24 protein-coding genes are annotated in these 25,437 nt (G+C 73.9%); 10 read left to right on the forward strand and 14 right to left on the reverse strand.

Annotation, left to right across the window (positions count from 1 at the left end):
• Positions 1-26 precede the first annotated feature (26 nt).
• Together ACI79L_RS12530 and ACI79L_RS12535 are read right to left on the reverse strand one after the other, a co-directional pair.
• Entirely contained in the window at positions 27-2,258 is a 2,232-nt protein-coding gene (locus ACI79L_RS12530) for a hypothetical protein (RefSeq protein ID WP_456937102.1), read from the reverse strand.
• A gap of 223 nt (positions 2,259-2,481) precedes the next feature.
• Complete coding sequence (locus ACI79L_RS12535) at positions 2,482-2,766, reverse strand: hypothetical protein (protein WP_456937103.1); 285 nt, start codon at positions 2,764-2,766, stop codon at positions 2,482-2,484.
• Between the two features lie 236 nt (positions 2,767-3,002).
• Between ACI79L_RS12535 and ACI79L_RS12540 the strand changes: the two genes are divergently transcribed.
• On the forward strand, positions 3,003-3,356 hold the full coding sequence (locus tag ACI79L_RS12540) for a RusA family crossover junction endodeoxyribonuclease (RefSeq protein WP_456937104.1): 354 nt from the start codon (positions 3,003-3,005) through the stop codon (positions 3,354-3,356).
• A 1,096-nt stretch (positions 3,357-4,452) separates the two neighbouring features.
• On the opposite strand, the gene ACI79L_RS12545 is transcribed toward ACI79L_RS12540, so the two are convergent.
• Complete coding sequence (locus ACI79L_RS12545) at positions 4,453-5,199, reverse strand: hypothetical protein (RefSeq protein WP_456937105.1); 747 nt, start codon at positions 5,197-5,199, stop codon at positions 4,453-4,455.
• 363 nt (positions 5,200-5,562) lie between these two features.
• Between ACI79L_RS12545 and ACI79L_RS12550 the strand changes: the two genes are divergently transcribed.
• Entirely contained in the window at positions 5,563-5,694 is a 132-nt protein-coding gene (locus ACI79L_RS12550) for a hypothetical protein (protein ID WP_456937106.1), read from the forward strand.
• An 11-nt stretch (positions 5,695-5,705) separates the two neighbouring features.
• Here ACI79L_RS12550 and ACI79L_RS12555 read toward each other — a convergent pair whose 3' ends face one another.
• The 5 genes from ACI79L_RS12555 to ACI79L_RS12575 all read right to left on the reverse strand — a co-directional run bounded on the left by ACI79L_RS12555 (position 5,706) and on the right by ACI79L_RS12575 (position 9,980).
• Positions 5,706-6,641, reverse strand: a complete 936-nt coding sequence (locus tag ACI79L_RS12555) for an ABC transporter permease (protein WP_456937107.1) — start codon at positions 6,639-6,641, stop codon at positions 5,706-5,708.
• Complete coding sequence (locus ACI79L_RS12560; RefSeq protein ID WP_456937108.1) at positions 6,638-7,846, reverse strand: quaternary amine ABC transporter ATP-binding protein; 1,209 nt, start codon at positions 7,844-7,846, stop codon at positions 6,638-6,640. The genes ACI79L_RS12555 and ACI79L_RS12560 overlap by 4 nt, the downstream gene beginning before the upstream one ends.
• 1 nt (position 7,847) lies before the next feature.
• The gene (locus tag ACI79L_RS12565) at positions 7,848-8,816 is read right to left on the reverse strand and encodes a glycine betaine ABC transporter substrate-binding protein (RefSeq protein ID WP_456937109.1); all 969 of its coding nucleotides are present in this window, start codon (positions 8,814-8,816) and stop codon (positions 7,848-7,850) included.
• Between the two features lie 128 nt (positions 8,817-8,944).
• Positions 8,945-9,838 carry a TauD/TfdA dioxygenase family protein gene (locus ACI79L_RS12570; RefSeq protein ID WP_456937110.1) on the reverse strand — a complete coding sequence of 298 codons (894 nt, stop codon included), beginning with the start codon at positions 9,836-9,838 and terminating at the stop codon, positions 8,945-8,947.
• A 52-nt stretch (positions 9,839-9,890) separates the two neighbouring features.
• A complete protein-coding gene (locus ACI79L_RS12575; RefSeq protein WP_456937111.1) occupies positions 9,891-9,980 on the reverse strand; it encodes a putative leader peptide in 90 nt (29 codons plus the stop codon).
• Positions 9,981-10,030: 50 nt separating this feature from the next.
• On the opposite strand from ACI79L_RS12575, the gene ACI79L_RS12580 reads away from it, so the two are divergent.
• Positions 10,031-11,500 (forward strand): aldehyde dehydrogenase family protein, encoded by a 1,470-nt coding sequence (locus tag ACI79L_RS12580; RefSeq protein WP_456937112.1) that lies wholly within the window; start codon positions 10,031-10,033, stop codon positions 11,498-11,500.
• A gap of 25 nt (positions 11,501-11,525) precedes the next feature.
• Here ACI79L_RS12580 and ACI79L_RS12585 read toward each other — a convergent pair whose 3' ends face one another.
• Genes ACI79L_RS12585 through arsM form a run of 4 tightly spaced genes read right to left on the reverse strand, consistent with a single transcriptional unit; the run spans position 11,526 to position 14,489 of the window.
• The gene (locus ACI79L_RS12585) at positions 11,526-11,933 is read right to left on the reverse strand and encodes an arsenate reductase ArsC (protein WP_456937113.1); all 408 of its coding nucleotides are present in this window, start codon (positions 11,931-11,933) and stop codon (positions 11,526-11,528) included.
• 35 nt (positions 11,934-11,968) lie between these two features.
• Entirely contained in the window at positions 11,969-12,628 is a 660-nt protein-coding gene (locus tag ACI79L_RS12590; protein ID WP_456937114.1) for an arsenate reductase/protein-tyrosine-phosphatase family protein, read from the reverse strand.
• Positions 12,625-13,749, reverse strand: coding sequence for an ACR3 family arsenite efflux transporter (gene arsB / locus ACI79L_RS12595; RefSeq protein ID WP_456937115.1), 1,125 nt, complete (start codon positions 13,747-13,749; stop codon positions 12,625-12,627). Before arsB ends, ACI79L_RS12590 begins: the two co-directional genes overlap by 4 nt.
• A complete protein-coding gene (gene arsM, locus ACI79L_RS12600; protein ID WP_456937116.1) occupies positions 13,746-14,489 on the reverse strand; it encodes an arsenite methyltransferase in 744 nt (247 codons plus the stop codon). The genes arsB and arsM overlap by 4 nt, the downstream gene beginning before the upstream one ends.
• A gap of 102 nt (positions 14,490-14,591) precedes the next feature.
• Between arsM and ACI79L_RS12605 the strand changes: the two genes are divergently transcribed.
• From ACI79L_RS12605 to ACI79L_RS12615, 3 genes are all read left to right on the forward strand, one after another.
• Positions 14,592-14,945 carry an ArsR/SmtB family transcription factor gene (locus ACI79L_RS12605; RefSeq protein WP_456937117.1) on the forward strand — a complete coding sequence of 118 codons (354 nt, stop codon included), beginning with the start codon at positions 14,592-14,594 and terminating at the stop codon, positions 14,943-14,945.
• Between the two features lie 54 nt (positions 14,946-14,999).
• A complete protein-coding gene (locus ACI79L_RS12610; RefSeq protein WP_456937118.1) occupies positions 15,000-15,380 on the forward strand; it encodes a nuclear transport factor 2 family protein in 381 nt (126 codons plus the stop codon).
• 87 nt (positions 15,381-15,467) lie between these two features.
• On the forward strand, positions 15,468-16,571 hold the full coding sequence (locus tag ACI79L_RS12615) for a spore photoproduct lyase family protein (protein ID WP_456937119.1): 1,104 nt from the start codon (positions 15,468-15,470) through the stop codon (positions 16,569-16,571).
• A gap of 87 nt (positions 16,572-16,658) precedes the next feature.
• Here the strand turns inward: ACI79L_RS12615 and fdhA are convergent, their stop codons facing one another.
• Positions 16,659-17,876, reverse strand: coding sequence for a formaldehyde dehydrogenase, glutathione-independent (fdhA, locus tag ACI79L_RS12620; protein WP_456937120.1), 1,218 nt, complete (start codon positions 17,874-17,876; stop codon positions 16,659-16,661).
• 220 nt (positions 17,877-18,096) lie between these two features.
• Between fdhA and yaaA the strand changes: the two genes are divergently transcribed.
• The 3 genes from yaaA to ACI79L_RS12635 all read left to right on the forward strand — a co-directional run bounded on the left by yaaA (position 18,097) and on the right by ACI79L_RS12635 (position 22,164).
• The gene (yaaA, locus tag ACI79L_RS12625; RefSeq protein ID WP_456937121.1) at positions 18,097-18,846 is read left to right on the forward strand and encodes a peroxide stress protein YaaA; all 750 of its coding nucleotides are present in this window, start codon (positions 18,097-18,099) and stop codon (positions 18,844-18,846) included.
• 157 nt (positions 18,847-19,003) lie between these two features.
• Entirely contained in the window at positions 19,004-21,616 is a 2,613-nt protein-coding gene (locus ACI79L_RS12630) for a SpoIIE family protein phosphatase (RefSeq protein ID WP_456937122.1), read from the forward strand.
• Positions 21,617-21,714: 98 nt separating this feature from the next.
• The gene (locus ACI79L_RS12635) at positions 21,715-22,164 is read left to right on the forward strand and encodes an iron chaperone (RefSeq protein ID WP_456937123.1); all 450 of its coding nucleotides are present in this window, start codon (positions 21,715-21,717) and stop codon (positions 22,162-22,164) included.
• 9 nt (positions 22,165-22,173) lie between these two features.
• Here the strand turns inward: ACI79L_RS12635 and ACI79L_RS12640 are convergent, their stop codons facing one another.
• Positions 22,174-23,886 (reverse strand): DEAD/DEAH box helicase, encoded by a 1,713-nt coding sequence (locus tag ACI79L_RS12640; protein WP_456937124.1) that lies wholly within the window; start codon positions 23,884-23,886, stop codon positions 22,174-22,176.
• Positions 23,887-23,950: 64 nt separating this feature from the next.
• On the opposite strand from ACI79L_RS12640, the gene ACI79L_RS12645 reads away from it, so the two are divergent.
• On the forward strand, positions 23,951-25,378 hold the full coding sequence (locus tag ACI79L_RS12645) for an amidase (RefSeq protein WP_456937125.1): 1,428 nt from the start codon (positions 23,951-23,953) through the stop codon (positions 25,376-25,378).
• The last annotated feature ends 59 nt before the right edge of the window (positions 25,379-25,437 follow it).

The following is a 25,437-nucleotide window of genomic DNA, read 5'->3' on the forward strand; positions in this document are numbered from 1 at the left end:
GGCGCTGTGCTCCGGGGCCGAACCACTCACCGGGTGGGGCCTCCAGCCACCTTGGCGTACAGCTTGCCGAGCGTGAAGAACTCCGTCAGCTCACGGAGGAGATTGACGGTGTCATCCGCAGCCTGCGCGTTGATGCCGATCGCCTCGAACAGGCTCTCGCTGGGCGCGTCGGCGTCACGGTCCTCGTCGGGCACCTTGAGGATGTCGTCCCGGGTGGCCGTCCGCAGATCGGTGGACTCGCGATGGGCGTCGGTGACCTTCTCGATGATGAGCTGGATCTGCCGGGTGAACTCGGTGATCGGGTCATCCGACTCGTCCGGGTCCTTGCCCAGCCACAGGTCGCGCAGCCACAAGTCGGTCAGGAACTCGGTGGGCTCGATCCGGTCGGCGGGCACGGCGGGCGACTCCGGTGCCACCAGCGCCGCGGCTGCGTCCTCGAGCTGGTCGAGCCCGCGCGGGTTCGCCACCATGCGCTGCAGCAGGATCACCGGATCGCTAGCGCGCACGTTGGCGGCCTTCCCACCACCACCGCGACCAGTCCGGGTGAGCGCCTTCCCCTGCTCGACCAAGAGGGGGTTGGTCATCAGCGCCACCCCACCGAGGGCCGCGAGGGCTCGTTGCGCGGGACCCGGCTCCTGCAGGGAGGACGCCAGCTCGGCCCGTGCCTTCTCCGCCAGCTCGTGAATGGGCATGTCCAGCAGGGAGACCCAGGAACCGGTCGGGTGCTCGGCCGCACGCCAGAACCAGGGCGAGTTGAACGTACCGATCAGGGCGGCTGCGATTGTGCCCTCGTCGCCGGACTTGTGGACGCGCAGGGCCACGACCGCCTGGGCCGCCCCGACTCGAGCGCGCTCGTCTGGTGAGCGCCAGATGCTGTTGCGCCGGAGGTGGTCGTTGACGATCTCCAACGACTCGCGCCGCTGGCCGGCATCCGGTCCGCTAGGGACGGCGGCCTGGGCCGTCATGGCGGCAAGGAGCTTGGTGATCATGGTGAGTCGGTTGCCGGGGGCGCCGTCCGCGACGACCGGCGGTCCCTGCCAGCTCACGGCCTGCTCCCCGAGCCATGCCGACCGCTCGCGGTCCGTGATCCGCCGCTGGCGGTGCAGCTCGTCGATGACCCCGATGGCGATCAGCCCCTGGACATCGCCCAGCAGCCAGGAATCCTTCGCCTTCCCAGGCATGTGGTAGCTCCGGATCATCTCCTGAAGCACGCTCACGACGGGGAAGTCCTCGTCCGTGGTCGTCGTCGGGTCTGGGGTGACCGCGATGACGAGCGAAACCTCCATCGTTCGGAGCAGTTGAAAGGCCACGGCAGCGGGGGTGGTGGCGGCGATGGTGTCGAGCCACGTGGGGATATCGCTGCCAGGGAAGTAGGACGCCGCGGCGCTGGTCGTGTAGCGAAGCTGCTCGTCCAGTCGACGAAGGTCGGCTGGCTCGAAGTTCCGCATCCGGGGCAGGGTCGAGTCGAACCAGTGCGCCGTCCCCACCGAGGAGGTGCTGCGGTTCGCCAGGACGTCTAGCGCGAGGATGGAGGAAAAGAGACGCTGGGCACCCTCAAACGCCTGACAGGTCCAAGCCGTCTGCTCACCGCCGGCCGTCCGGAGCTCGGTCAGTACCACATCGGGTGCCTCGAGGACACCGAACCGGACGATGCTGTCAATACGGTCCTTCTTCTTCCCGTCGGCCTGCGCGTAGGTGTCCAGGCCGAGGAGGCGCCGCTGGGCACCGATGATCTCGCGGACGTCCTCAGCTCCGCCGACCTCCATGACCGGCAGGGAGTAACGTTCGTGCTCCGCAGCCTCGGTGACGAGGCGGGCGTGCCCATCGAGCTCTGCGCCCATCCGGCGCAGTGCGCGACCGTTGAGCATCCATGGCTGAACGATGGGAGTGTTCACGCGCAGGCGGACCTGGTGGAGCACCCCCTGTTCGGTGCGCTTGGTCTGCGGTGCAGCGAGTGCGGCCAGATTGGCCTGGGTGTCGGCGTTGAGGGCCTCGACGAGCCGGACGAGTCCGAGGTCGACCTCGTCGATCGAGACGCCCTGCGCCTCGGCGAAGACCTCGCGGAACCGTCCACCGAACTTGGTGAGGGGAGCGCCATCGGCCTCGGCCTCACGGCCCGCCTCCGGGCGGAACGGCTCTGGGCGGAGGGGGCGGCCCTTGAGTCGGGACGGCGGCGGCTTCAGCTCGTCATCCGAGAGCGCACGCAGGACGGCGCTGCTGGACCGCGCGTTCTGGGCTGAGCGGGAGTTACGGGACACGTCGACCTCCGTGGTCGTACGGGCCCGTGCCGGACGATCGGCGGGGTGGTCGCACAGCACCGCTGCACGACGAGAGCCCCTCCGGTCGCACCGTGACCTCGGCATCGGGCACCCCAACGGCCCGATACCGCTGGGGAACCCGCTGAGCCAGGGCGGCACGAGCAGGTGGCTATGCGAGGACGGAGCGTTGCAGAACTCCGCGGTGTTGTCGAGACCCAGTCACTCAAGCGTGTCGGTGCGATGCCAAAGCTGCGAACGCCCGTGGACGCAGGTCCGGCAACGGGCAGTGGCCGATGACCATCTCGGAAGCGTCGCAGCACCGCTCCCCGTCTTCATCCTCGATCCAGGCCACCCAACCCTGGTCACCGTCCGAGTCCAGGGCCAGGACCACGTGTGCGCCGTCCACAGCGAACTGCACGCCGAAGTACCCGCCGGCCAGCGAGACGACCTTGCCGTCCGTGGCGTCCGCGGCCCGATCGATTTCCCGCAGGTATGCCGCGTACTCCACGAGCTGCCTCAGCCCCTTCACCCCGCGGCGTGGCGCCCTGGGGACCAGTGTCCAGATGGTGCAGCAAGGCCATGATGGCCGCTGGGCACTCCAGCTCCACCCGCAGTCGCAGGCCGACGGCGTTTGCCCTCGGCGTCACGGTCACCGAGGCTCTCGCGCCTCCCGCGACAATGCCGGACATGGGTGGATCCACGGACTGGGCCGCAGCTAGGGCGCAACTGCCCGGTGAGCCCCTCTTGGCCTTCCAGGTTGCGGGTCGACCCTCCTCGTACTCGACCGCGGCGACCGCCTCGTGGAAGCAGACGGTCCGAGCCGCCATCGAAGCCGAGCACGCCGAGCCGACCATCGGCCGCTTCGCGGTAAGCATTGAGTTCCGTACGCCGGTGCCTCGCAACAGCAACGAGGCTTGGGACCTAGACAACCTCGTCAAGGCCACCTTGGACGCCATGGAAGGGGTCTTCGGGCACCGTCCCTGGGCGGGGCCGCCCCAGCCGGCCGATGACCGGGTGGACTATCTGGTGGCCAGCAAGCGCACCGTGGCGGATGACGAGGAACCGGGAGCGACGATCATCGTCCACATGGATGGCTAGGGCCTGTCCTGCGGATCATGTGCGCCACCAACCGTCTCCCCAGGCTGCTTTCGGGACACCTTGTCGTCGTCATCCATCACCGCCACCCTGGAGGTATGGCCGAGGTGGGCGAGCACCCTGCGGTCCCGGCCGCGAGGGCTGCCACGGAGCAGGCCCGTGCGGCAGCCGAGCGCACCAGGGACGCGATAGCCAAGTTGGCTCGACTCCAAGAGCGAGTGCGTCACGCAGAGGCTAAGACCGCCACCACCGAGGCCCAGATCGCCGACACCCTGCGCGACCTGGCCGCAACAGCCAGGGCCCAGGGCCGTTCCGCAGACGCCGAGCGGCTCCTACGGGAGGCTGATGCGGCGGAACGGGAAGCGCGACGCGCGCCAGGCCGCGCCCGTGACACCTGACCGCTCAGCGCACCCCCGAGGATCGGACGACGGCGACCTGGCGAGGGATCGTCGCGTCTCAGAAGCCTTCCGGCGGGCGGTGGCCCGGGAGCATGAGGCCATCGCAGCGCATGAGCGCGCGATCGCGATGCACGAGGCCACTGCTGCTCGCCTGGAGGCTGATGCGGACAGCGAGCCCGACCCTGAAGTTGCCGCCCAACGCCGGGGGGGGGCGGACGTTGAGCGTGCACGGGCGCAGGCCGCCCGGACGCGCGCTGCGGCGGCCCTGAGACGACTGCGCGAAGAGGGGGCTCTGTGAGAGGTCCCACTGGATGGGTCGCTCAGGGGTACCAGCGGCAGTCGCGGCGCACATGATCCGCAGGACAGGCCCTAGGCGTACCAGCCGGCGGAGGTTCCTTCCGGCCGAGGACCTTGAAGCTCCGCCTACCCTGAGCGGCGGCCCGCCACCTTCGAGGATGCCGGGGTTGAGTAGCTTCGCTCGATCTCTTCAGCCAAGGAGTCGTCCCCGATCGCTCGAAGAGCCCCGAGGAGGGACTGCGAGGGCGACGAAAGCCGCCGACCCTTGCCGATCTTGGCGCTCCGTACAACCTTCGACCCGGCCGCGGTTCGCTGCTTCTCGATCGACTCGCTCACGCGACTCGCCTCCTCGGGACGGGCAGCTCAATAGTACTCATGGGATGTCTACTACGGCCCGACGACACCTACTGCCGTCCTAGGAAGTCGGCGATCTGCCGAAGGTTCTCCAGGGGTGTCCCCATAGACAGCCTGTCGGCGAAGCCTGAAGGGGCATCCAGTGCGACACAGCCCAGGACCTCCCCACCCTTGGCGCTCAAGATTGGCACGGCAAGTACGTAGATCAGATGACCGCCCAGCACGCTGGCGCTGGACTTCAGCGCCTTAGTGAACTCCGCGTGAGTCAACCCTTGCCGAACATCCTCTGACTGACCGTTCCACTCTTGGCTGGTGCAGCCGCGCAGCGGCTCCCACAGTTCGCCCAGATCGGCGTGGACCATGTCTCCATCGCGGATGCACAGCCCGATGGTGCCCTTGGCCTCAGTCCACTCGATGCCCGAGGAGCTGTGACGATTCCGTGAGCGCTGGCGGTAGCTCGGCTTCAGCCGGCGGGGGGTATTTCGACGGAGCAACCGGTCCACGAGCGGTCGTCGCTGCGGCTTCCAGACAGTGATCCCCAGATCGAAGGGCGAGATGCCAACGTCCTTATCAACGGCCCACTTCAGCGCCTCGACCAAGCCATCTAGCTCGGACTTGTCCTTCGCTTCCCGCCCTCGACGAGCTTCGTCGATTGCCGACCAGAGGCCGCTCGACCCACCCGCCGCGGCGCCCACGAGAGTGACCCAGGCCGCAACACCTGCGCTACCAGGCGTCCACAGACCGACCCTGATGACGGCGAGGACGATGGCCGCCAGGACGGCGATCCCGCTGAGCACAGCGAGGCCGATGAGGCGTCGGGTCCAGAGCAACGCCCCTCCGCTGCGTAGTGAGACAGTCACCCCACGATAGCTGGAGTGCTGCCGCGCTGGCCCGGCCGCCAGACTCCCGCTCCGACGCGACCGTCGTCACGACGACCAACATGGACGACGGAAGGCAAATCCCAGGCTAGCTGGGAGCTGCTGGGGCACAGACGGGGCACACGAGGCCGGAAAGGCGCTGGAAAGCGGCAAGAGACGCCGACAATCACCGGAAGACAAAATCCCAGCTAAGGATGCCGGTCAAGGAATCAACGCAGGTCGGAACCACCGGAATGGATTTACTGGGACTACACGCAGCTGCGCTTCCCCCGCCGCGAGGGCATGCGGATCGACTTCGTGCTGGGCACCCCGCCGCTGGCGGCCCGGGTGAGTGGGGCGCTCATCGACCGCGAGGAGCGCAAGGGCAAGGGCGCCAGCGACCACGCCCCCGTGGTGGTCGAGCTCGCCGACTGAGGCGGCCGCCGTCAGGTGGTCACGCGCGCACCGGCGGGCGGCGACGCGACCTCGGGCTCGCCGGCCCGCGCCGATGGAGCCCGCTCGCCGGGCCGCCGGCGGAGCCGCAACGCCCGCGACAGGGCGGTCTGCTGCCCGAACGACGCGGTCAGCCGGTCGAGGAAGATGGCCAGCAGGACCACGGCCAGGCCGCCCTCGAAGCCGCTGGCGACGTCGAGCTGGGTGACCGCCCGCACCACCACCGCGCCCAGGCCGGCCGCGCCGAGCAGGCCGGCGGTGACCACCATGGACAGCGCCAGCATGATCACCTGGTTGACGCCGGCCATGATCGACGGCAGCGCCAGCGGCAGCTGCACCTCGCGCAGCACCTGCCCGGGGCGGGCACCGAAGGCCTGCGCCGCCTCGACCACCTCGCGGTCGACCTGCCGGATGCCCAGCTCGGTCAGCCGCACGCCCGGCGGGATGGCGAACAGGATGGTCGCCACCACGCCCGGCACGACGCCCACGCCGAAGAAGAAGACGGCGGGGATGAGGTAGACGAACACCGGCAGCGTCTGCATGAAGTCCAGCACCGGCCGGACCGTCATGCTCACCGCCCGGGAGCGGGCCGCCAGGATCCCGAGCGGGATCCCGATCGCCGCGGCGATGACCGCGGCCACCAGCACCAGCGCGAGGGTCTGCATCGTCTCGACCCACAGCTCCAGCGACACCACCAGCAGGAACGCCAGCACGGTGTAGAGCGCCAGCCACGGGCCGCGCAGCAGCAGGGCGAGCACCGTGAAGACCACGATCCACACCACCGGCGGCGGGGAGACCAGCACGTCGGTGAGCCGGTCCACGAGGACCTGCATGACGTTCGAGATGGCGTCGAACAGCCACGGGACGGTCGCGAGCAGCCAGTCGATGAGGTCGGCGACCCACTGGCCGAGCGGGATGTGCGGGATCACGGGCGCCTCCCCCGGACCGGGACGGCCGACAGCGCGTCGAGCACCGCGGCCCGCGGGACGACGCCGAGCAGCCGCCCGGCGTCGTCGACGACGCCGAGCGGCACGGGGTGCCGCCCGACCAGGTGCACGAACTCGACGACCGGGCGGTCGGCGGCGATGGTCGCGTGGTCGGGGACCAGCTCGCGCGGGCCGAGGACGGTGCGGCCCTCCTGCACCGCGCGGGCGAGCAGGTCGTCGCGGGCGACGCCGGCGATCCGCCCGCCGTCGTCGAGGACGTAGACGCCGGTGGCCTCCGCCGCGCCCAGCGCCCTGAGCACGTCGCCGGGTGCGTCGCCGAGCCGGGCGGTCAGCCGGGGCTCGCGGAGCAGATCGCCGGCGGTGAGCACCCGGGTCCGGTCGACGTCGGAGGTGAAGTCGGCGACGTAGTCGTCGGCGGGCGCCGAGATGATCTCCGGCCCGGTGCCGAGCTGGACCGTCCGCCCGTCCTTGAGCATGAGGATCCGGTCGCCGAGCCGCATGGCCTCGTTGAGGTCGTGGGTGATGAACACGATGGTCTTCGCCAGCTCCGCCTGCAGCCGCTCCAGCAGGTCCTGCATGTCGCGGCGGATCAGCGGGTCCAGCGCGGAGAACGGCTCGTCCATGAGCAGCACCTCCGAGTCGGCGGCCAGCGCGCGGGCCAGGCCCACGCGCTGGCGCATGCCGCCGGACAGCTCGGCCGGCCGGGCCTCGGCCCGCTCGAGCAGCCCCACCGTCCCCAGCGCCCAGTCCGCCCGCTCGCGCTGCTCGGCCGCGCTCGCGCCGCGGACCTTGAGCGCGTAGGCCGCGTTCTCCCGGACCGTGCGGTGCGGCATCAGCGCGAAGTGCTGGAAGACCATGCTCATCTTCTCGTTGCGCACCGCGCGCAGCTGCGCGTCGTCGAGCGCCCGCAGGTCCCGGCCCTCGACCTCCACGGTGCCGGCGCTGGGCTCGATCAGCCGGTTGAGCAGGCGGACCAGCGTGGACTTGCCCGACCCCGACAGCCCCATGACGACGAAGAGCTCACCGCGCCCGACGGCGAAGCTGACGTCGTGGACGGCGAGCGTCGCCCCGGTGCGCCGTTGGATCTCGTCGCGCCCGAGCCCCTCCCCGGCCAGCCGCAGGGCCTCCTGCTCGCGCGCCCCGAAGACCTTGGTCAGGCCCGAGACGCGCAGCACCGGCGCGGTCACGTCAGCCGATCCACTCGTCGATCTGGTCGCCGTGGGAGTCGACCCACTCGCGCGCCACCGTGGCCACGTCCTCGCCGTCGACGTCGACCTGCTTCTGCATCTCCTCCATCTCCTCGACGGAGATGCGGAAGTTCGTCAGCAGCTCGACGAAGCCCGGGGCCTGCTCCCGCAGCTCGTTGCTGGCGGCGATGTTGGCGCTGTAGGAGGGCATCGCGCAGGCGCCGTCGCCCTCGGTGAGGCAGCCTTCGGTGTAGGGCGTGGGCTCCTCGAGCTGGACCATGTCGTACTGCGCGAACACCGCGTGCGGGTGGTAGAGGTACAGCACGATCGGCTCCTCGCGGCTGTAGCTGTTCTCCAGCTGGGCGAGCTCGGCGGCCTCGCTGGAGACGACGTGCTCGAGCTCGATGCCGTAGCCCTGGAGCCGCTTGGCGTTCTGCTCGGTGGTGATGTAGCCGGGGTCGGCGTCGTAGAACTTGCCGCCGAGCTGCTCGGCGTAGTCGTTGAGCTGGGTGACGCTGGTCAGCCCCTCCAGCGGCCCGCCCGGCTCGACGGCGTAGGCCGGCACGAACCAGCCCTGCGCGGCGTCGCCGTAGGTCTCCGAGACGATCTCGACCCGGTCGGCGGCCGAGTCGGCCAGCTCCTGCTGGTTGGGCAGCGCCACCTCGGTGAGCAGGTCGATGTCGCCGCGCGCGGCGCCGGCCCAGGCGGCGGCGGGGTCGAGCTGGGTGGTGGCCAGCGAGGCGACGCCGAGGTCGGGGTTGTCGGCGGCGATCTCGCCCAGGATGCCGTTGGTCAGGCCGGCGGCGGTCCAGCTGAACTGGGCGGTCTGGACGGTGATGCCGTCGCCACCGCCACCGCCACCGCTGGCGCCGGAGCCCGCCTCCTCGCTCGTGCACCCGGCGAGGGCTGCGGCCAGGAGGGCGGTGAGCGCCACGGCGGAGGCGCGGGGGCGGAGGGGAGTGTGCTGCATGGGGTCCTCTTCCTGGGGACGTGGGGCCTGACGGGCCGCAGCAGGTGGGGGCACAGTACGAGGCGCAGGCCCCCTGGAGGAGCCTGCGCCTCGTACCGCGATCGGTCGGGGGAGGGCGGCGGCCGGGGTCAGGCGGCGGCGGGCCCGACCGGGGCGTCGCCCCGGAGGGTGATGCGGTGCATGACACGGCGCTGGTCGCCGTAGTCGCGGTTGGCGTAGTGCACCGTCGACCGGTTGTCCCACATCACGACGTCGCCGACCGACCAGCGGTGCCGCACGACGTGCTCCGGCTTGGTGATGTGCGCGTAGAACAGGTCGAGCAGGTACCGGCTCTCGGCGTCGGAGACGCCCTCGACGTGCGAGACGAAGCCGGGGTTGACGAACAGCCCCTTGCGGCCGGTCTCGGGGTGCACGCGCACGACCGGGTGCGAGACGGGGACGAGGGCGCGGTACTCCTCGCCCTCCCACTTGGTGCGCTCCTCGCGCTGGGCGACGTAGTAGCCGAACTCGCGGGTGCCGTCGTGCACCGCGACGAGCCGGTCGGCCAGGCGCCGCACCGGCTCGGACAGCGAGCGGTAGGCCAGCTCCAGGTCGGCCCACTGGGTGTCCCCGCCGGTGGGCGGGAGGACGACGGCCCGCAGGACCGAGCCCAGCGGCGGCCGCCGCACGAAGGTGACGTCGGTGTGCCAGACGTCGGCGAAGCCGCCGGTCGCGCTGTCGAGCGCGTAGATCTCCGGGTGCTCCTCGTCGACGCCCGGGACGACCGGGTGCGACTCGGTGACCTCGCCCAGGCGGCGGCCGAGGGCGATCTGGCCGTCGGGGTGCAGGTCGTGCTGGCCGGCGAAGAACAGCACCTTGTACTCGGCGAGCGCGGCCCGGATCGCCCGGACCTGCTCGTCGGTGGCGCGGGCGAGGTCGACGCCGTGGACCCGGGCGCCGATGGTCGGCTCCAGGCGCTCGAGGTCGAGGACGCCGCCGTCGAGGTCGGCGGGCGTGGTCGGGGCAGCGGCGAGCAGGGTCATGCCAGGTCTCCAGGGGTGGGTGCGGACGAGCGGACGGGGCCGGGGACGGGGCTCAGGCCCGACAGAGCGCGCTCGCGCACCGCAGCAGGTCGACGTGCCGGCGCGCCACGAGCGCAATCCGCACAATCCCGACCAACTGCATGGGGATTACCGTAGCCGGTGTCCCGCCTCCTGACGACGAGGGGTCCCGCCGTGTCCGTGCCCGGCTCGCTGTTCATCGACGGGACGTGGCAGGACGCCCGCTCCGGCCGCGTCCTGCGGGTCCTCGACCCGTTCGACGGGTCGGTCGTGGTCGCGCACGACGCCGCCACGCCCGGCGACGTCGACCGCGCGGTCGCGGCGGCGCGGGCGGCGTTCGAGTCCGGGAAGTGGTCCGGCCTGCCCGCGGCCGAGCGCGCGGCGCTGCTGCACCGCACCGCGGACCTGCTGGTCCGCGACCGCGAGCACGTCGCGCTGCTGGAGACCCGCGACACCGGCAAGACGCTGCGCGAGAGCCGGGCCGACGTCGACGACGTGGTCGCGGTGCTGCGCTACTACGCCGGACTCGCGGTCGTCGACGTCGGCCGGTCCGTCGACGCCGGCCCCGGGGTCGACAGCCGGGTCGTCGCCGAGCCGGCCGGCGTGTGCGCGCTGGTCACGCCGTGGAACTACCCGCTGCTCGAGATCTCCTGGAAGCTCGCGCCGGCGCTCGCGGCCGGCTGCACGGCGGTGGTCAAGCCCAGCGAGCTCACCCCGCTGACCACCGCGCACCTGCTGTCGCTGCTGGCCGAGGCCGGCCTGCCCTCGGGGGTGGCCAACCTGGTGCTCGGCGACGGGGAGGTCGGGGCGGCGCTGGTCGCGCACCCCGACGTCGACCTGGTCAGCTTCACCGGTGGCACCGCGACCGGCCGGGCCGTCCTGCGCGCCGCCGCGGACACCGTGAAGCGGGTGCACTGCGAGCTCGGCGGCAAGAACCCGAACGTCGTCTTCCCCGACGTCGACGTGGACGTCGTGGTCGACAACGCCCTGTACGCGGCCTTCCTGCACGCGGGGCAGGTCTGCTCGGCCGGGTCACGGCTGGTCGTGCACGCCGACGTGCACGACGCCGTCGTGGCCGGCCTGGTCGCCGGCGCGGAGGCGATCCGGCTGGGCGACGGGCGGGACGAGCGCACCCAGTCGGGCCCGCTGATCTCGGCGGCGCAGCGGGCGCGGACCGAGGAGATGGTCGCCGGGGCGCTGGCCGAGGGCGCGGTCCTGGCCGCCGGCGGACGCCGTCCCGACGACCCGGCACTGCGGGACGGCTTCTTCTACCGGCCGACGGTGCTGACCGGGTGCCGGCGGGACACGGCCGTCGTCCGCGAGGAGGTCTTCGGGCCGGTCCTCACCGTGGAGACCTTCACCGACGAGCAGGAGGCGGTCGCGCTGGCGAACGACACCGTCTACGGCCTGGCCGGCGCGGTGTGGACCGGCGACGACGAGCGCGCCGAGCGGGTGGCCGCCGCCCTGCGCTGCGGCACGGTGTGGGTCAACGACTACCACCCGTACGTCCCCGGGGCGGAGTGGGGCGGGCGCGGGCAGTCCGGCGTCGGGCGGGAGCTCGGGCCCACCGGGCTGGCCGGGTACCGCGAGCTCAAGCACGTGTGGCGGCGGCGGTCGCCGGGCCGCAGCGGCTGGCTCGGCTGAGCCCCGCTCCGTCGCGCCGGGCGGCTCAGCGGGCGGGCACCAGCTCGGCGACCAGCGCGCGGACCCGCCGCTCGATCTCGTCGCGGATGGGCCGCACGGCCTCCACGCCCATGCCGGCCGGGTCCTCGAGCTCCCAGTCGAGGTAGCGCTTGCCGGGGAAGACCGGGCAGGCGTCGCCGCAGCCCATGGTGATGACGACGTCGGAGGCCTCGACCGCCTCGGTGGTGAGCACCTTCGGGCGCTGGTCGGTGATGTCGATGCCGACCTCGGTCATCGCCTCCACGGCGGAGGGGTTGATTCGGTCGCCGGGCAGGGAGCCGGCCGAGCGGACCTCGACGGCGTCCCCGGCGAGGTGGCGCAGCCAGCCGGCGGCCATCTGGGAGCGGCCGGCGTTGTGCACGCAGACGAACAGGACGCTGGGCTTGTCGGACACGGTGGGATCTCCTCCAGGTGGACGAGCGGGCGCGGTCAACGCGCGGCGGCGACAGGGTGCAGGTCGGCGAGCAGGGCACGCACGCGGGCGTCGATGTCGGCGCGGATGGCGCGGACCTCGCCCACGGACAGGCCGGCGGGGTCGCGGACCTGCCAGTCGAGGTAGCGCTTGCCGGGATGGACCGGGCAGGCGTCGCCGCAGCCCATGGTGACGACCACGTCGGCGGCGCGGACCACGTCGTCGGTGAGCGGCTTGGGGAACTCCGCCCCGAGGTCGATGCCGACCTCGGCCATGGCCTCGACGACCGCGTCGTCGATGCTCGCGGTCGGCAGGGAGCCCGCCGAGCGGACGTGCACCCGGTCGCCGCCGTGGTGGGCCGTGAGCGCGGCCGCCATCTGCGAGCGCCCGGCGTTGTGGACGCAGACGAAGAGGATCTCGCAGGTGTCGGTCGCGATGGCGCCCTCGGCCTGCGCGAGCGCGGTGAGGCGCTCGGTGGCGAAGCGTTCGGTCAGCACCGGCAGGTGGGTGGTGACCGTCGCGGTGCGCCCCAGGGCGGTGTAGGACTCGAACACGTAGCGGTCGATCGTCTCGCGGGCGAAGACCCCGGTGAAGCGGGTGGCCAGCTGGTCGGCCAGGCGGTGCAGTGTCGCCTCAGGGGTCAGCAGGCCGGGCAGGGACCCGTGCTCGTCGGTCATCGCGCACTCCTCACGGCAGCGGGGACGGTGGGGTCGCCCGGGAACCAGCGGCGGGCGGCCCAGAGCGACACGTAGACGAGGGCCACGAGGACGGGGACCTCGATGAGCGGGCCGACCACGCCGGCCAGCGCCTGGCCGGAGGTGACGCCGAAGGTGCCGATCGCGACGGCGATAGCCAGCTCGAAGTTGTTGCCCGCCGCGGTGAAGGCCAGGGTCGCCGTCCTGGCGTAGCCGAGGCGCAGCCGCATGCCGAGCAGGAAGCTCCCGCCGAACACGAGGAGGAAGTAGGCGAGCAGCGGCAGCGCGATCCGGGCGACGTCCCAGGGCCGCGAGGTGACGGCGTCGCCCTGCAGCGCGAAGAGCACGACGATCGTGAACAACAGCCCGTACAGCGCGACCGGCCCGATCCGCGGCAGGAACCGCTCCTCGTACCAGTCCCGGCCACGCGCCCGCTCGCCCAGCGTGCGGGTGAGGAAGCCGGCGGCGAGCGGGACGCCGAGGAACACGAGCACCGACACGACGATCGCCCCGACGCTGAACTCCGCCGACGTCGTCGGCAGGCCGAGCCACCCCGGCAGCACCTGCAGGTAGAACCAGCCCAGCGCGGCGAAGGCCAGGACCTGGAACACCGAGTTGACCGCGACCAGGACGGCGGCGGCCTCGCGGTCACCGCAGGACAGGTCGTTCCAGACCAGCACCATCGCGATGCACCGGGCCAGGCCCACGATCACCAGGCCGGTGCGGTACTCGGGCAGGTCGGGCAGCAGCGCCCAGGCCAGCACGAACATCAGCGCCGGGCCGACCAGCCAGTTGAGCACCAGGCTGGCGGCCAGCAGCCGGCGGTCGCCGGTGACGCGGTCCAGCTCGGAGTACCGGACCTTGGCCAGGACCGGGTACATCATCAGCAGCAGGCCGACCGCGATGGGCAGGCTGACGCCGCCCACCTCGACCGCCGACAGGGCGTCGTCGAGCCCGGGCACCCAGCGGCCCAGCGCCAGGCCGAGCGCCATCGCGGCGGCGATCCACACCGGCAGGAAGCGGTCCAGGGTCGACAGGCGGGCGAGGACGGGCGCCTCCGGGCCGGTGCCGGCGCGGGGGCGCTCGGCGACGGCGTCGCTCACGCGGCCGCGGGCTTGACGGCCCGCACGATCGCGCCGTGCAGGCCGGGCGCGACCTCGTGCGTGAAGGTGACCGTTGCGTCGGCGAAGCCGGCCGCGGCGAGGCCCTCGAGGTACTCGGACCGGGACAGCGCGCCGGCGATGCAGCCGACGTAGGAGCCGCGCTCGGCCCGCTCGGCCGGGGTCACGGAGTCCTCGGCGACGACGTCGGAGATGCCGATGCGCCCGCCGGGGGCGAGCACGCGGAAGGTCTCGGCGAGCACCGCGGGCTTGTCGGTCGACAGGTTCACGACGCAGTTGGAGATGACGACGTCGACGCTCGCGTCCGCGAGCGGGAGGTCCTCGATGGTGCCCTTGCGGAACTCGACGTTCGTCGCGCCGGCCTCCGCCGCGTTGGCGCGGGCGAGGTCGAGCATCTCGTCGGTCATGTCGACGCCGTACGCGAAACCCGTGGGGCCGACGCGGCGGGCCGAGAGCAGCACGTCGATGCCCCCGCCGGAGCCGAGGTCGAGCACCCGCTCCCCCTCGTGCAGGTCGGCGACGGCGACCGGGTTGCCGCAGCCGAGCGACGCCAGCACGGCCTCGTCGGGGAGCCCCGCGGTGGCCGCGGCGTCGTACAGGCCGGCGCCGAAGCGCCCGTCGTCCCCGGCCGCCGGGCCGCAGCAGCCGCCCCCGACCTCCTGCGCGGCCGCGGCGTAGCGCGCGCGGACCTGCTCCCGCAGGTCGACCTCGGTCCCGGTCATGGCTCCTCCACACATCGATGGACGTCGATGACAGGACGGTGCCACAGACATCGACGGTTGTCGATATCGACGTCCGTGGATGTCCGGTGCGACACTGGCGCCGTGACGACGTCGCTGCCGCTGGCCCCGGGGACCGACGCGTGCTGCGCGCCGCTGGTCCGCGCCCCCCTGAGCGCCGCCGACGCCGCCACGCTGGCCGGGACGCTCAAGGCGATCGCCGACCCGGCGCGGCTCCGGCTGCTGTCGCTGGTGGCCGCCCACGACGGTGGCGAGGCCTGCGTCTGCGACCTCGTCGAGCCCCTCGGCCTGTCCCAGCCGACCGTGTCGCACCACCTGCGGGTCCTCGTCGACGCCGGCCTGCTCACCCGCGAGAAGCGCGGCGTGTGGGCCTACTACGCCCTCGTGCCCGGGGCCCTGGACTCCCTCGCCGCGGTCCTCACGACCACCGCGTCCTGAGTCCGCGTCCCGGCAGTCATCGACGTCCGGGGATCCGGCGGGGAGCATCAGGTCATGGACGAGCAGTCCGTCCGGGCCGCGCTGGAGCACTACGTCCGCCACAGCGCTGCGGGCGACGAGGACCGCGCCAGCGAGATCTACCACGAGGACGCCGTTCTCGAGTTCCCGCAGTCCGGCGAGCGGTTCGAGGGCGTGGCGAACTTCCGGGAGTGGCGTCGGGACTACCCGGCACGGGTCGACCTGGAGATCGTCCGCGTGCGGGGGCGGGACGACTTCTGGGTGGTGGAGGTGCGCGCCCGGTACGACGGCGGTCCGTGGATGTACGGACCGGCCGTCTACGAGTTCCGGGGAGACCGGGTGGCCCGCGAGACGATCTACATCGGCGAGGCCTGGGAGGCGCCCGGGTGGCGGGCGCGCTGGCGGGCGGCGCCCTGACCCCGGAGTGTCCCGACTCACGGGCTGACCTGCGCAGACGCCCTGCGGAGGGGCATCGGCGGGGCCGCCGCGGTGTTGTACCCGTCGATGACCGCGCCCGCCCTGCTCGAGGCCCCCTCCCCCACCCGCCTGTGGACACCGAGGCGCGTCCTCGTGACCCGCTCGGCCGCCGAGCGCCCGCACGGGCAGCGCGTGCTGCGCCGCCTCGAGGCCGCCGGCGTCGGCGCGATCGACCTGCTGCCCGGCGACCGGCTGCCCTCCCTGCGCGGGCGCGGCGACGACGACCGCGCGGCGTTCACGGCCGCCAAGGACACGATGGCGCTGGTGGTGCCGCCGCCGTCCAAGCGCCGGCTGCAGCCCATCCCGCCGTCGGCGGACTTCCGGCTCGACCTGGCCGAGGGCTGCCCCGCGCACTGCCAGTACTGCTACCTCGCCGGCTCGCTGTCCGGCCCGCCGATCACCCGGGTGTGGGCCGACCTCGACGAGGTGCTCGAGGGCCTCGACGCCTACGTCGGCCGGGGTCACGTCACGTCCGGCACGGTCGGGCGCGGCGGCGAGGGGACGACGTTCGAGGCGTCCTGCTACACCGACCCGCTGGCGATCGAGCACCTCACCGGCGGCCTGGCCCGCATGGTCGAGCACTTCGGCACGCACGCGTGGCCGGGCCCCGTGCAGCTGCGCGCGACCACCAAGTTCGACGACGTGGCCGGCCTGCTGGGCCTGCCGCACGGCGGCCGCACCCGGCTCCGGTTCAGCCTCAACGCCGCCCCGGTGGCCCGCCGGTTCGAGGGCGCCACGGCGCGGGTCGAGGCGCGCACCGCCGCGCTGGCCGCCGTCGCCCGCGCCGGCTACCCGGTCGGCCTGACCATCGCGCCGATCATGCCGGTGGACGGCTGGCGCGAGGAGTACGGCGCCCTGCTCGACGCCGTCGCCGCGGCGCTGCCGGCGGACGCCGACCTCACCGTCGAGTGCATCACCCACCGGTTCACGCCGGGCAGCAAGGAGACGCTGCTCGACTGGTACCCGCGGACGAAGCTCGAGATGGACGAGTCGAAGCGCACGCTCAAGCGCGGGAGGTTCGGCTCGGTGAAGCACGTCTACCCGAAGGAGACGATGGCGCAGCTGCGGCCCTGGTTCGAGGCCGCCGTCGCCGACCGGCTCCCGCGGGCCCGCTTCCTCTACTGGACCTGAGTCCGCCCGCGATCATGGCGCCGGGACCGTGCCGGACGGGCCGGCGGCGGTCACGGCGCCATGATCGTCGGGATCAGGCAGCCGGGATCAGGCGGCCGGGATCAGGCCGTTCGGGTCGAGCACGTACTTCCGCGCCGCGCCCTGGTCGAACTCCTGGTAGCCGCGCGGGGCCTCCTCGAGCGGGATGACCGTCGCGTTGACCGCCTTCGCGATCTGCACCTTGTCGTGCAGGATCGCCATCATCAGCCCGCGGTGGTACCGCATGACCGGGCACTGGCCGGTGGTGAACGCGTGCGACTTCGCCCAGCCCAGGCCCAGCCGGATCGACAGCGAGCCGGTCTTGGCCGCCTCGTCCACCGCACCCGGGTCGCCGGTCACGTACAGGCCCGGGATGCCCAGCGCGCCACCGGCCCGGGTGATGTCCATCAGCGAGTTGAGGACCGTGGCCGGCGCCTCGTGCGAGGCGTCCGCGCCGTGCCCGCGCGCCTCGAAACCGACGGCGTCCACGCCGCAGTCGACCTCGGGCGTGCCGAGGATCTGCTCGATCTGGTCCTTCGGGTCGCCCTGGGAGACGTCGACGGTCTCGCAGCCGAAGCTGCGGGCCTGGGCCAGCCGGTCGGCGTTGAGGTCGCCGACGATGACGACGGCGGCACCGAGCAGCTGGGCGGAGGCGGCGGCCGCGAGCCCCACCGGGCCGGCGCCCGCGATGTAGACCGTCGAGCCGGTGCCGACGCCGGCGGTGACGCAGCCGTGGTAACCGGTCGGGAAGATGTCCGACAGCATCGTCAGGTCGCGGATCTTCTCCAGCGCCTGGTCCCGGTCGGGGAACTTCAGGCAGTTCCAGTCCGCGTAGGGGACCATCACGTACTCGGCCTGCCCGCCGGTCCAGCCGCCCATGTCCACGTAGCCGTAGGCCGAGCCGGGGCGGTCGGGGTTGACGTTCAGGCAGATCCCGGTCTTGCCCTCCTTGCAGTTGCGACAGCGGCCGCAGGCGATGTTGAAGGGCACGCTGACGATGTCGCCGATCTCGAGGAACTCGACGTCGGGCCCCTTCTCCACGATCTCGCCGGTGATCTCGTGGCCGAGGACGAGCCGCTCGGGCGCCGTCGTCCGGCCGCGGACCATGTGCTGGTCACTGCCGCAGATGTTGGTGGCGACCGTCCGCAGGATGACGCCGTGCGGCGTCTTGCGGCCGACGTTGGCCGGGTTGACCCCGGGCCCCTCCTTGAGCTCGAGCCCCGGGTAGTCCAGGTCCGCGACCTCGACCTTGCCCGGACCCATGTACATGACCGCCTTGTTCGCCACGGACGTGCCTCCTCTCGGCAGCCGGCACGGCACTGTGCCGGACACCGTCTCCGTTCGCCGCGCCGGCCGGCGCGGCCCTGGTGCCGCCCCCGCGACAGGACGGGACTCCTGGTCCCGGGGTCCGGCGGGGTCCGAGTGTGGCCCGGGTCACGAGACGGTCTCGACGGCGACACCGACCCCTTCCGGACGCGCGGCACGTTGCGACGTACCGTCGCCGGTCGTGCTCGTACTGCTCCCGCCCTCGGAGACCAAGTCCCCGGACGGCGACGGCGCCCCGCTCGACCTCGCCGCCCTCTCCACGCCGGAGCTCACCCCGCTGCGCGCACAACTGGTCGAGGCGCTGGTCCGGCTGGCCGCCGACCCGCCCGCCGCCCGCGCGGCGCTGGGCCTGTCCCCCGGTCAGGACGCGGAGCTCGCCCGCAACGCCGCGCTGTGCACCAGCCCCACCACGCCGGCGCTCGAGCGCTACACGGGCGTCCTCTACGACGCCCTCGCCGTCCGCACGCTGACGCGCGCGCAGCGGGCCCGGGCCGACCGCCGGATCGCCGTCGGCTCGGCGCTGTTCGGTCTGGTCCGCGCCACCGACGCCATCCCCGCCTACCGGCTGTCGGCCGGCGCCGCTCTCCCCGGGCTGCCCACCCTGCGCACGCTGTGGCGCCCGGTCCTCGGCCCGGTGCTCGCGGACTCCGGCGAGCTCGTCGTCGACCTGCGCAGCGGGGCCTACCAGGCGCTGGCCCCCGCCCCGGGCGCGGTCACCGTCGACGTCCTGAGCGAGCGCGCCGACGGCAGCCGCGCCGTGGTCAGCCACGCCAACAAGGCCCACAAGGGCCGGGTGGCCCGCCTGCTGGCCACGACGACGGCCGAGCCGGACGACGCCGGACGGGTGCGCACGCTGCTGCGGCGGGCCGGGTTGCACGTGGAACACGACGGCGCCGACGCGCTCACCCTGGTGCTGCCCGCGGCGGCGTGAGCGGCGCGCCGTCACGGGGTGTGACCGCAGAGGTTTTCGCTCGTGATCTCTGTTGGCAGTCCTGACCGTCGCTTACGATGTACACGGCGCCCGGACCCAGCCTCGGCCGGACCGCCGGTGTCCGAGGAGTCGGCCGTGAGCCGCGCGAAGGGTTTCGGTGGACCACACGTCTGGGCTCCCCGGGGAGCCGCCGGTCCCGGGTCCGCGCGACGCCGCCGAGCTGCTCAAGGCCGACCGGCCCCGCACCGAGGCCGCGTACCGGCTGCGGCTGCGTGACGCCAGCGTCGTCCTCGACCGCCTCGCCGAGCTCGCCGCCCGGCTGGTCGGCGCCCCGGTCGCCCAGCTGTCCCTGCTCGACGACGTCCAGGTGGTCGTCAGCGGCGCCGGGTTGCCGCCGGGCACGGTCGGCAGCGAGGTCCCGATCGAGACGACCGCCTGCTCCGTCGCCGCCGCCGAGCGGGCGCCGCTCGTCGTGCCCGACGCCCACGCCGAGCCCCGCGCGGCCGAGCTGCCGCAGGTGGCCGCCGGCGCCGTGGGCGCCTACCTCGGCGTCCCGCTGATCGACTCCGCCGGCCACACGGTCGGCGTCCTGTGCGTCGTCGCCCCCGCCCCGCGGTCGTGGTCGGACACCGACGTCTCCACCCTGCGCCAGCTCGCCGCGGCCGCCGTCACCGAGCTCGAGCTCGCCGCGCTGCGCACCGAGTACGAGGGCGACCGGCTGCGCTGGGGCCTGGCCATCGACGCCGCCGGGATCGGCACCTTCGACTGGGACCTGCGCACCGGCGAGCTGACCTGGGACGCGCGGCTGGTCGAGATGTTCGGGTACGCGCCCGAGGAGTTCGGCGGCACCATCGAGGACTTCAACGCGCGGGTCCACCCCGACGACCTGCCGCGGGTCACCGACGCGCTGCAGGCCAGCATCGACAGCCGCGGCGACTACGAGGCCGAGTACCGCGTGGTCTGGCCGGGCGGGGAGACCCGCTGGGTGCAGGCCCGCGGCCGGACGCTGGCCGACGAGCGCGGCGCGGCGGCCCGCGTGCTCGGCGCCGCCTACGACACGACCGCCGAGCGGGCCGCCGGCGTGCGGGTCACCCGGGTGCTCGAGGCGATGCCGGCCGGCTTCTACTCCCTCGACCGCGAGTGGCGGTTCACGCACGTCAACGCCGAGGCCGAGCGGCTGCTGGGCCGCAGCCGCGAGGAGCTGATCGGCCAGGAGCTCTGGACGGCGTTCCCCGCCGCGGTCGCCAGCGCCTTCGAGGAGAACTACCGCGCCGCCGTCCGCACCGGGACGCCGGTGCAGTTCGACGCGCACTACCCCGCGCCGCTCAACGGCTGGTACGAGCTGCGCGCCTGGCCCAGCCCCGAGGGGCTGTCGGTCTACTTCCTCGAGGTCACCGAGCGCCGCCGCGTGCAGGACCGCGCCGAGCGCGCCGCCCAGCGGCTCGCCCTGCTCGCCCAGGTCAGCGCCGAGCTCGCCGGCGCACTGGACCCGCAGACGGCGACCGGGCACCTGCCGCGGCTGGTGGTCCCGGCGCTGGCCGACTGGTGCATCGTCACCGTCGTCGACCCCGACGGCCGCCCGCGCGACGTCGGGCACTGGCACGCCGTCCCCTCGCAGCGCGCCCTGGTGGAGCGCTACGCCGCGGTCCGGCTCGACGCGATGCCGGCCACCGCGCCGCTCATGCGCGCCCTGCTCACCGGCGAGCCGGTGATGGAGCGCGGCGACGCCGTGCGCGACCTGCTGGCCGAGGGCGAGGCCCGCGACCTGCTGGTCGCGCTGGCCCCCGAGTCGGCGATCTCGATCCCGCTGCGCGGCCGCGACCGCACGCTCGGCGTCATGACGCTGTACTGGCGGGCGGGCTGGACGCCGCGCGAGGAGGACCTGGCCACCGCCCAGGACGTCGCCGACCGGGCCGGCCTGGCGCTGGACAACGCCCGCCTCTACGGCCAGCAGCGGGCGCTCGCCGAGGGGCTGCAGCGCAGCCTGCTCACCGAGCCGCCCGAGCCCGACCACGCCCAGATCGCCGTCCGCTACCTCCCGGCCGCCGAGGCCGCGCGGGTCGGCGGGGACTGGTACGACGCGTTCCTGCAGCCGGGCGGGTCGACGATGCTGGTCATCGGCGACGTCGTCGGCCACGACACCGAGGCCGCCGCCGCGATGGGGCAGCTGCGGGCCCTGCTGCGCGGCATCGCCACCTACAGCGACGCCGGCCCCGGCGAGGTGCTGCGCGGCCTGGACGCCTCGATGGCCGTGCTGCAGACCCGGGTCCTCGCCACCGCCACCGTGGCCCGCTTCGAGCAGACCGACGACGAGCGGGAGCGCGGCGTCACCCGGATGCGCTGGGCCAACGCCGGGCACCTGCCGCCGCTGGTCATCAACCCCGACGGCAGCGTGGCCGAGCTGGCCACCTGGCGCGGCGACCTGCTGCTCGGCGTCGACCCGGACGCCCGCCGCGAGGAGTCGGTGGTCACCCTCGACCGCGGCGCCACCGTGCTGCTGTTCACCGACGGGCTGATCGAGCGCCGCGACGCCGACCTCGACGCCGGCATGGCCCGGCTGCGCGAGGCGCTGCGCGAGCTCGCCGGCCGGCGGCTGGACGACCTGCTCGACGAGGTGCTGTACCGGCTGGTGGACGGCCGCCCGGAGGACGACGTCGCGCTCGTCGCGGTCCGGCTGCACCCGCAGGACCGCCCGCGCCCGCCCGACGCCGGCCCCAACCGGGTGCCCGACGTCGTCCCCGAGGACCCGGCGAGCCCGACGCTGCGCTGACCCCTCGCCGGATCCGGTCAGGAATCGAGAAGCCCCCGGCACCCGCCCCTCCCTAGCGTCTGCGGCACAGCGAGACCGCAGACCGACAGGGAGCTGAGATGCCCACCAAGGACGTCGAGCAGGGGACCACCGGCTTCACCGCCGAGGAGCGCGCCGCGATGAAGGAGCGCGCCGCCGAGCTGCGCGCCGAGGGGAGGAACGGCGCGAAGCGGGCCGACGGCCTGCAGGCGGTCCTGGACCGGATCGCGGAGATGGCACCGGAGGACCGGGCGCTCGCCGAGCGGGTGCACGTGGTGGTCACCACGACCGCCCCCCACCTGGCCCCGAGGACCTGGTACGGCATGCCCGCCTACGCGAACGCGGACGGCAAGGTCGTCGTCTTCTTCCAGGACGCCGGCAAGTTCGGCTCCCGCTACGCGACCCTCGGCTTCAACGACCCCGCGCGGCTCGACGACGGCGACCTCTGGCCGGTGTCGTTCGCGCTGACCGGCTGGAGCCCCGCGGTGGAGGAGCGGGTCACCGCGCTGGTGCGCACCGCCACCGCCTGACCGAGCCCGTCAGTCCCGCTGCTTGTCCCGGCGGACGGTCACCTTGCGGCCCTTGACCGTGCTGGCCCGCAGCGCGGTGATGACCTCCTCGGCGGCGGCCGCGGGGACCTCGACCAGGCTGAACCGCTCGGCGATCTCGATCGCGCCGACGTCGCGGCCGCGCAGCCCGGTCTCCCCCGCGATCGCGCCGACCAGGTCGCCCGGGCGGACGCCGGCGCTGCGGCCGGCGCCGATGAACACCCGCTCGGTGTCCCCGCCGCCGGAGCGGGACCGGGGCGGGCGGCCCTGGCCGCGGTCGCCGCGGTCGCCGTCCCGCCGGGCCGGCCGCTCCGGGCGCAGGGCGACCTCGGGGATCTCCTCGTCGTCGTCCGGGCCGGTGGTGGCCTCGTGGGCGAGCTTGACCGCCGCCAGGGCCACCTCCATGACGTCGAACTCGTCGGTGAGCGCCTCGACGACGGCGCGGAACCGCTCGAGGTCGTCCCCGAGCAGGCTCTCCCGCAGCGCGGCGCGGGTCAGCTCCAGCCGGCGGGCCCGCAGGTCGGCGACCGTGGGCACGCGTTCCACGTGGATCGGCGCGCCGGTGACCCGCTCGATCGTCTTGAGCATCCGGTGCGCCCGCGGCTCGACCAGCGTGATCGCCACGCCCTCGCGCCCGGCCCGGCCGACCCGGCCGATGCGGTGCACGTAGGTCTCCGCCGCGGCCGGGACGTCGTAGTTGACGACGTGGGTGAGCTGCTCGACGTCCAGCCCGCGGGCGGCGACGTCGGTGGCCACCAGCAGCTCCGCGGTGCCCGACCGCAGCCGCCCCATCACCCGGTCCCGCTGCTCCTGGCTCATCCCGCCGTGCAGCGCCTCGGCGCGGTAGCCACGGCCGTTGAGCGTCTCGGTGAGGTCGTCGACCTCGTCGCGGGTGCGGCAGAAGACGATGGCCGCCGTCGGGCTCTCGACGTCGAGGACCCGGCCCAGCGCCGCCGGCTTGGCCGCCCGGGCGACGACGAACGCCGTCTGGCGCACCAGGGGTGCCTCGCCCTCCACCGGCACCTGGCGGGCGACCTGGATGCGCAGCGGGTCGCGCAGGTGGCGGCGGGCCATGCTGTCGAGCCGGCGCGGCATGGTGGCGCTGAACAGCACCGTCTGCCGCTCCTCGGGCACCTCCTCCAGCAGCGCCTCGAGGTCCTCGGCGAAGCCCATGTCGAGCATCTCGTCGGCCTCGTCGAGCACCACGGTGGCCACGCCGCCCAGGTGCAGGCTGCCCCGCTGCAGCAGGTCCAGCGCCCGGCCGGGGGTGGCGACGACGACGTCCACCCCGGCCTCCAGCGCCCGCAGCTGCCGCGGGATCGGCTGGCCGCCGTAGACCGGCACCACCCGGGCGCCGAGGTCGCGGCCGTAGCGGTGCAGCGCCTCCGACACCTGGATGGCCAGCTCGCGGGTGGGCACGAGGACCAGGGCCAGCGGGTCGCCGCCGGGGCGGTCGTCGGGCAGCCGCTGCAGCACCGGCAGCGCGTAGGCGGCGGTCTTGCCGGTGCCGGTGGCGGCCTGGCCGAGCAGGTCGCGGCCGGCGACCATCGGCGGCACCGCCTCGCGCTGGATCGGCGTGGGTTCCTCGTAGCCGAGCCGCGACAGCGCCGCCAGGAGCTCCGGCCGCAGGCCCAGGTCGGCGAAGGTCCCGCCGTCGGGGGCAACCGTCTCGTCGGCCTGCTGCAGGGTGTCCTCGCCGTCCACGCGCCCAGTGTCCGGCACGGCAGCCCGCCCCCGGCACGGCACCCCGGCATGGCACCCTCCCCCGGTGACCCCCGCACCCGCCGCCGACGACGACCTCTGCCTGCGCCCGGCCACCGAGCTGGCCGCGCTGGTGCGCGCGCGGGAGGTCTCGGCCCGCGAGCTGCTGGAGGCGCACCTGGCGCGGATCGAGCGGATCGACCCGCAGGTCACCGCGATCGTCACCCTGGACGCCGAGGGCGCCCGGGCCGCGGCCGACGCCGCCGACGCCGCGCTGGCCGCCGGGGAGGAGGTCGGCCCGCTGCACGGCCTGCCGGTGGCGCACAAGGACACCCACGCCACCGGCGGGATGCGGACCACCTGGGGCTCGCCGCTGCACGCGGACACCGTCCCGGCGCGCGACGAGCTCGTCGTCGAGCGGCTGCGCCGGGCGGGCGCGGTCCGGGTGGGCAAGACCAACGTGCCGGAGTTCGCGGCCGGCTCGCACACGTTCAACCCGCTCTTCGGCGCCACGCACAACCCGTGGCGGCACGGGCTGTCGGCCGGCGGGTCCAGCGGCGGCGCGGCGGCCGCGCTCGCCGCCGGGCTGGTGCCGGTGGCCGAGGGCAGCGACATGGGCGGCTCGCTGCGCAACCCGGCGGCGTTCTGCGGCGTCGTCGGGCTGCGCCCCACGCCCGGGCGGGTGCCGACCTGGCCCGCCGGGCTGGGCTGGGCGACGCTGTCGGTGCAGGGACCGATGGGCCGCACCGTGGGCGACGTCGCGCTGACGCTGTCGGCGATCGCCGGGCCGGACCCGCGGGTGCCGATCGCGCTGTCCGAGGGCGGCGCCTCCTTCGCCGCGCCGCGGCCGGCGGAGCTGCGCGGCCTGCGGGTGGCCTGGGCGCCGGACCTCGGCGGGCTGGTGCCGGTCGAGCCGGAGGTCACCGGCGCGCTGGCGGGGGTGCCGCGGCTGCTCGAGGCGCAGGGCGCCGTCGTCGAGGAGGCCTGCCCCGACCTGCGCGAGGCCGACGAGGTGTTCGGCACGCTGCGGGCCTGGCTGTTCGAGGCCACCTTCGGCGAGGTGGTGCGCCGCTCGCCCGAGTTGGTGAAGGAGGCCATCCGGCGCAACGCCGCGCGCGGGGCGGCGCTCAGCGGCGCCGACGTCGCCCGGGCCGAGCTCGCGCACACCCGGCTGCACGAGGAGGTGGTCGGCTTCTTCGACCGCTTCGACGTGCTGCTGGCGCCGACGACCCAGGTGCTGCCGTTCCCGGTGGAGCAGGAGTACCCGACCGAGGTCGCGGGCGTGCCGCAGGCGGACTACCTGGGCTGGATGCGCTCCTGCACGCTGGTCTCGGCCACCGGCTGCCCGGCGCTGTCCCTGCCCGGCGGGTACACCGGCGACGGCCTGCCGGTGGGCCTGCAGGTGGTCGCCGCGCCGCGGGCCGACCTGCGCCTGCTGGAAGTGGCCGCCGCGCTCGAGCAGGTGCTCGGGACGCCCCGCCTGCCCGCGCTCTGACCCCGTCTGCGGCTCTCTAGCCCCGGCGCTAGAGAGCCGCAGACGAAGGCAGCGACGGC

Source organism: Geodermatophilus sp. SYSU D00684 (assembly GCF_054050455.1).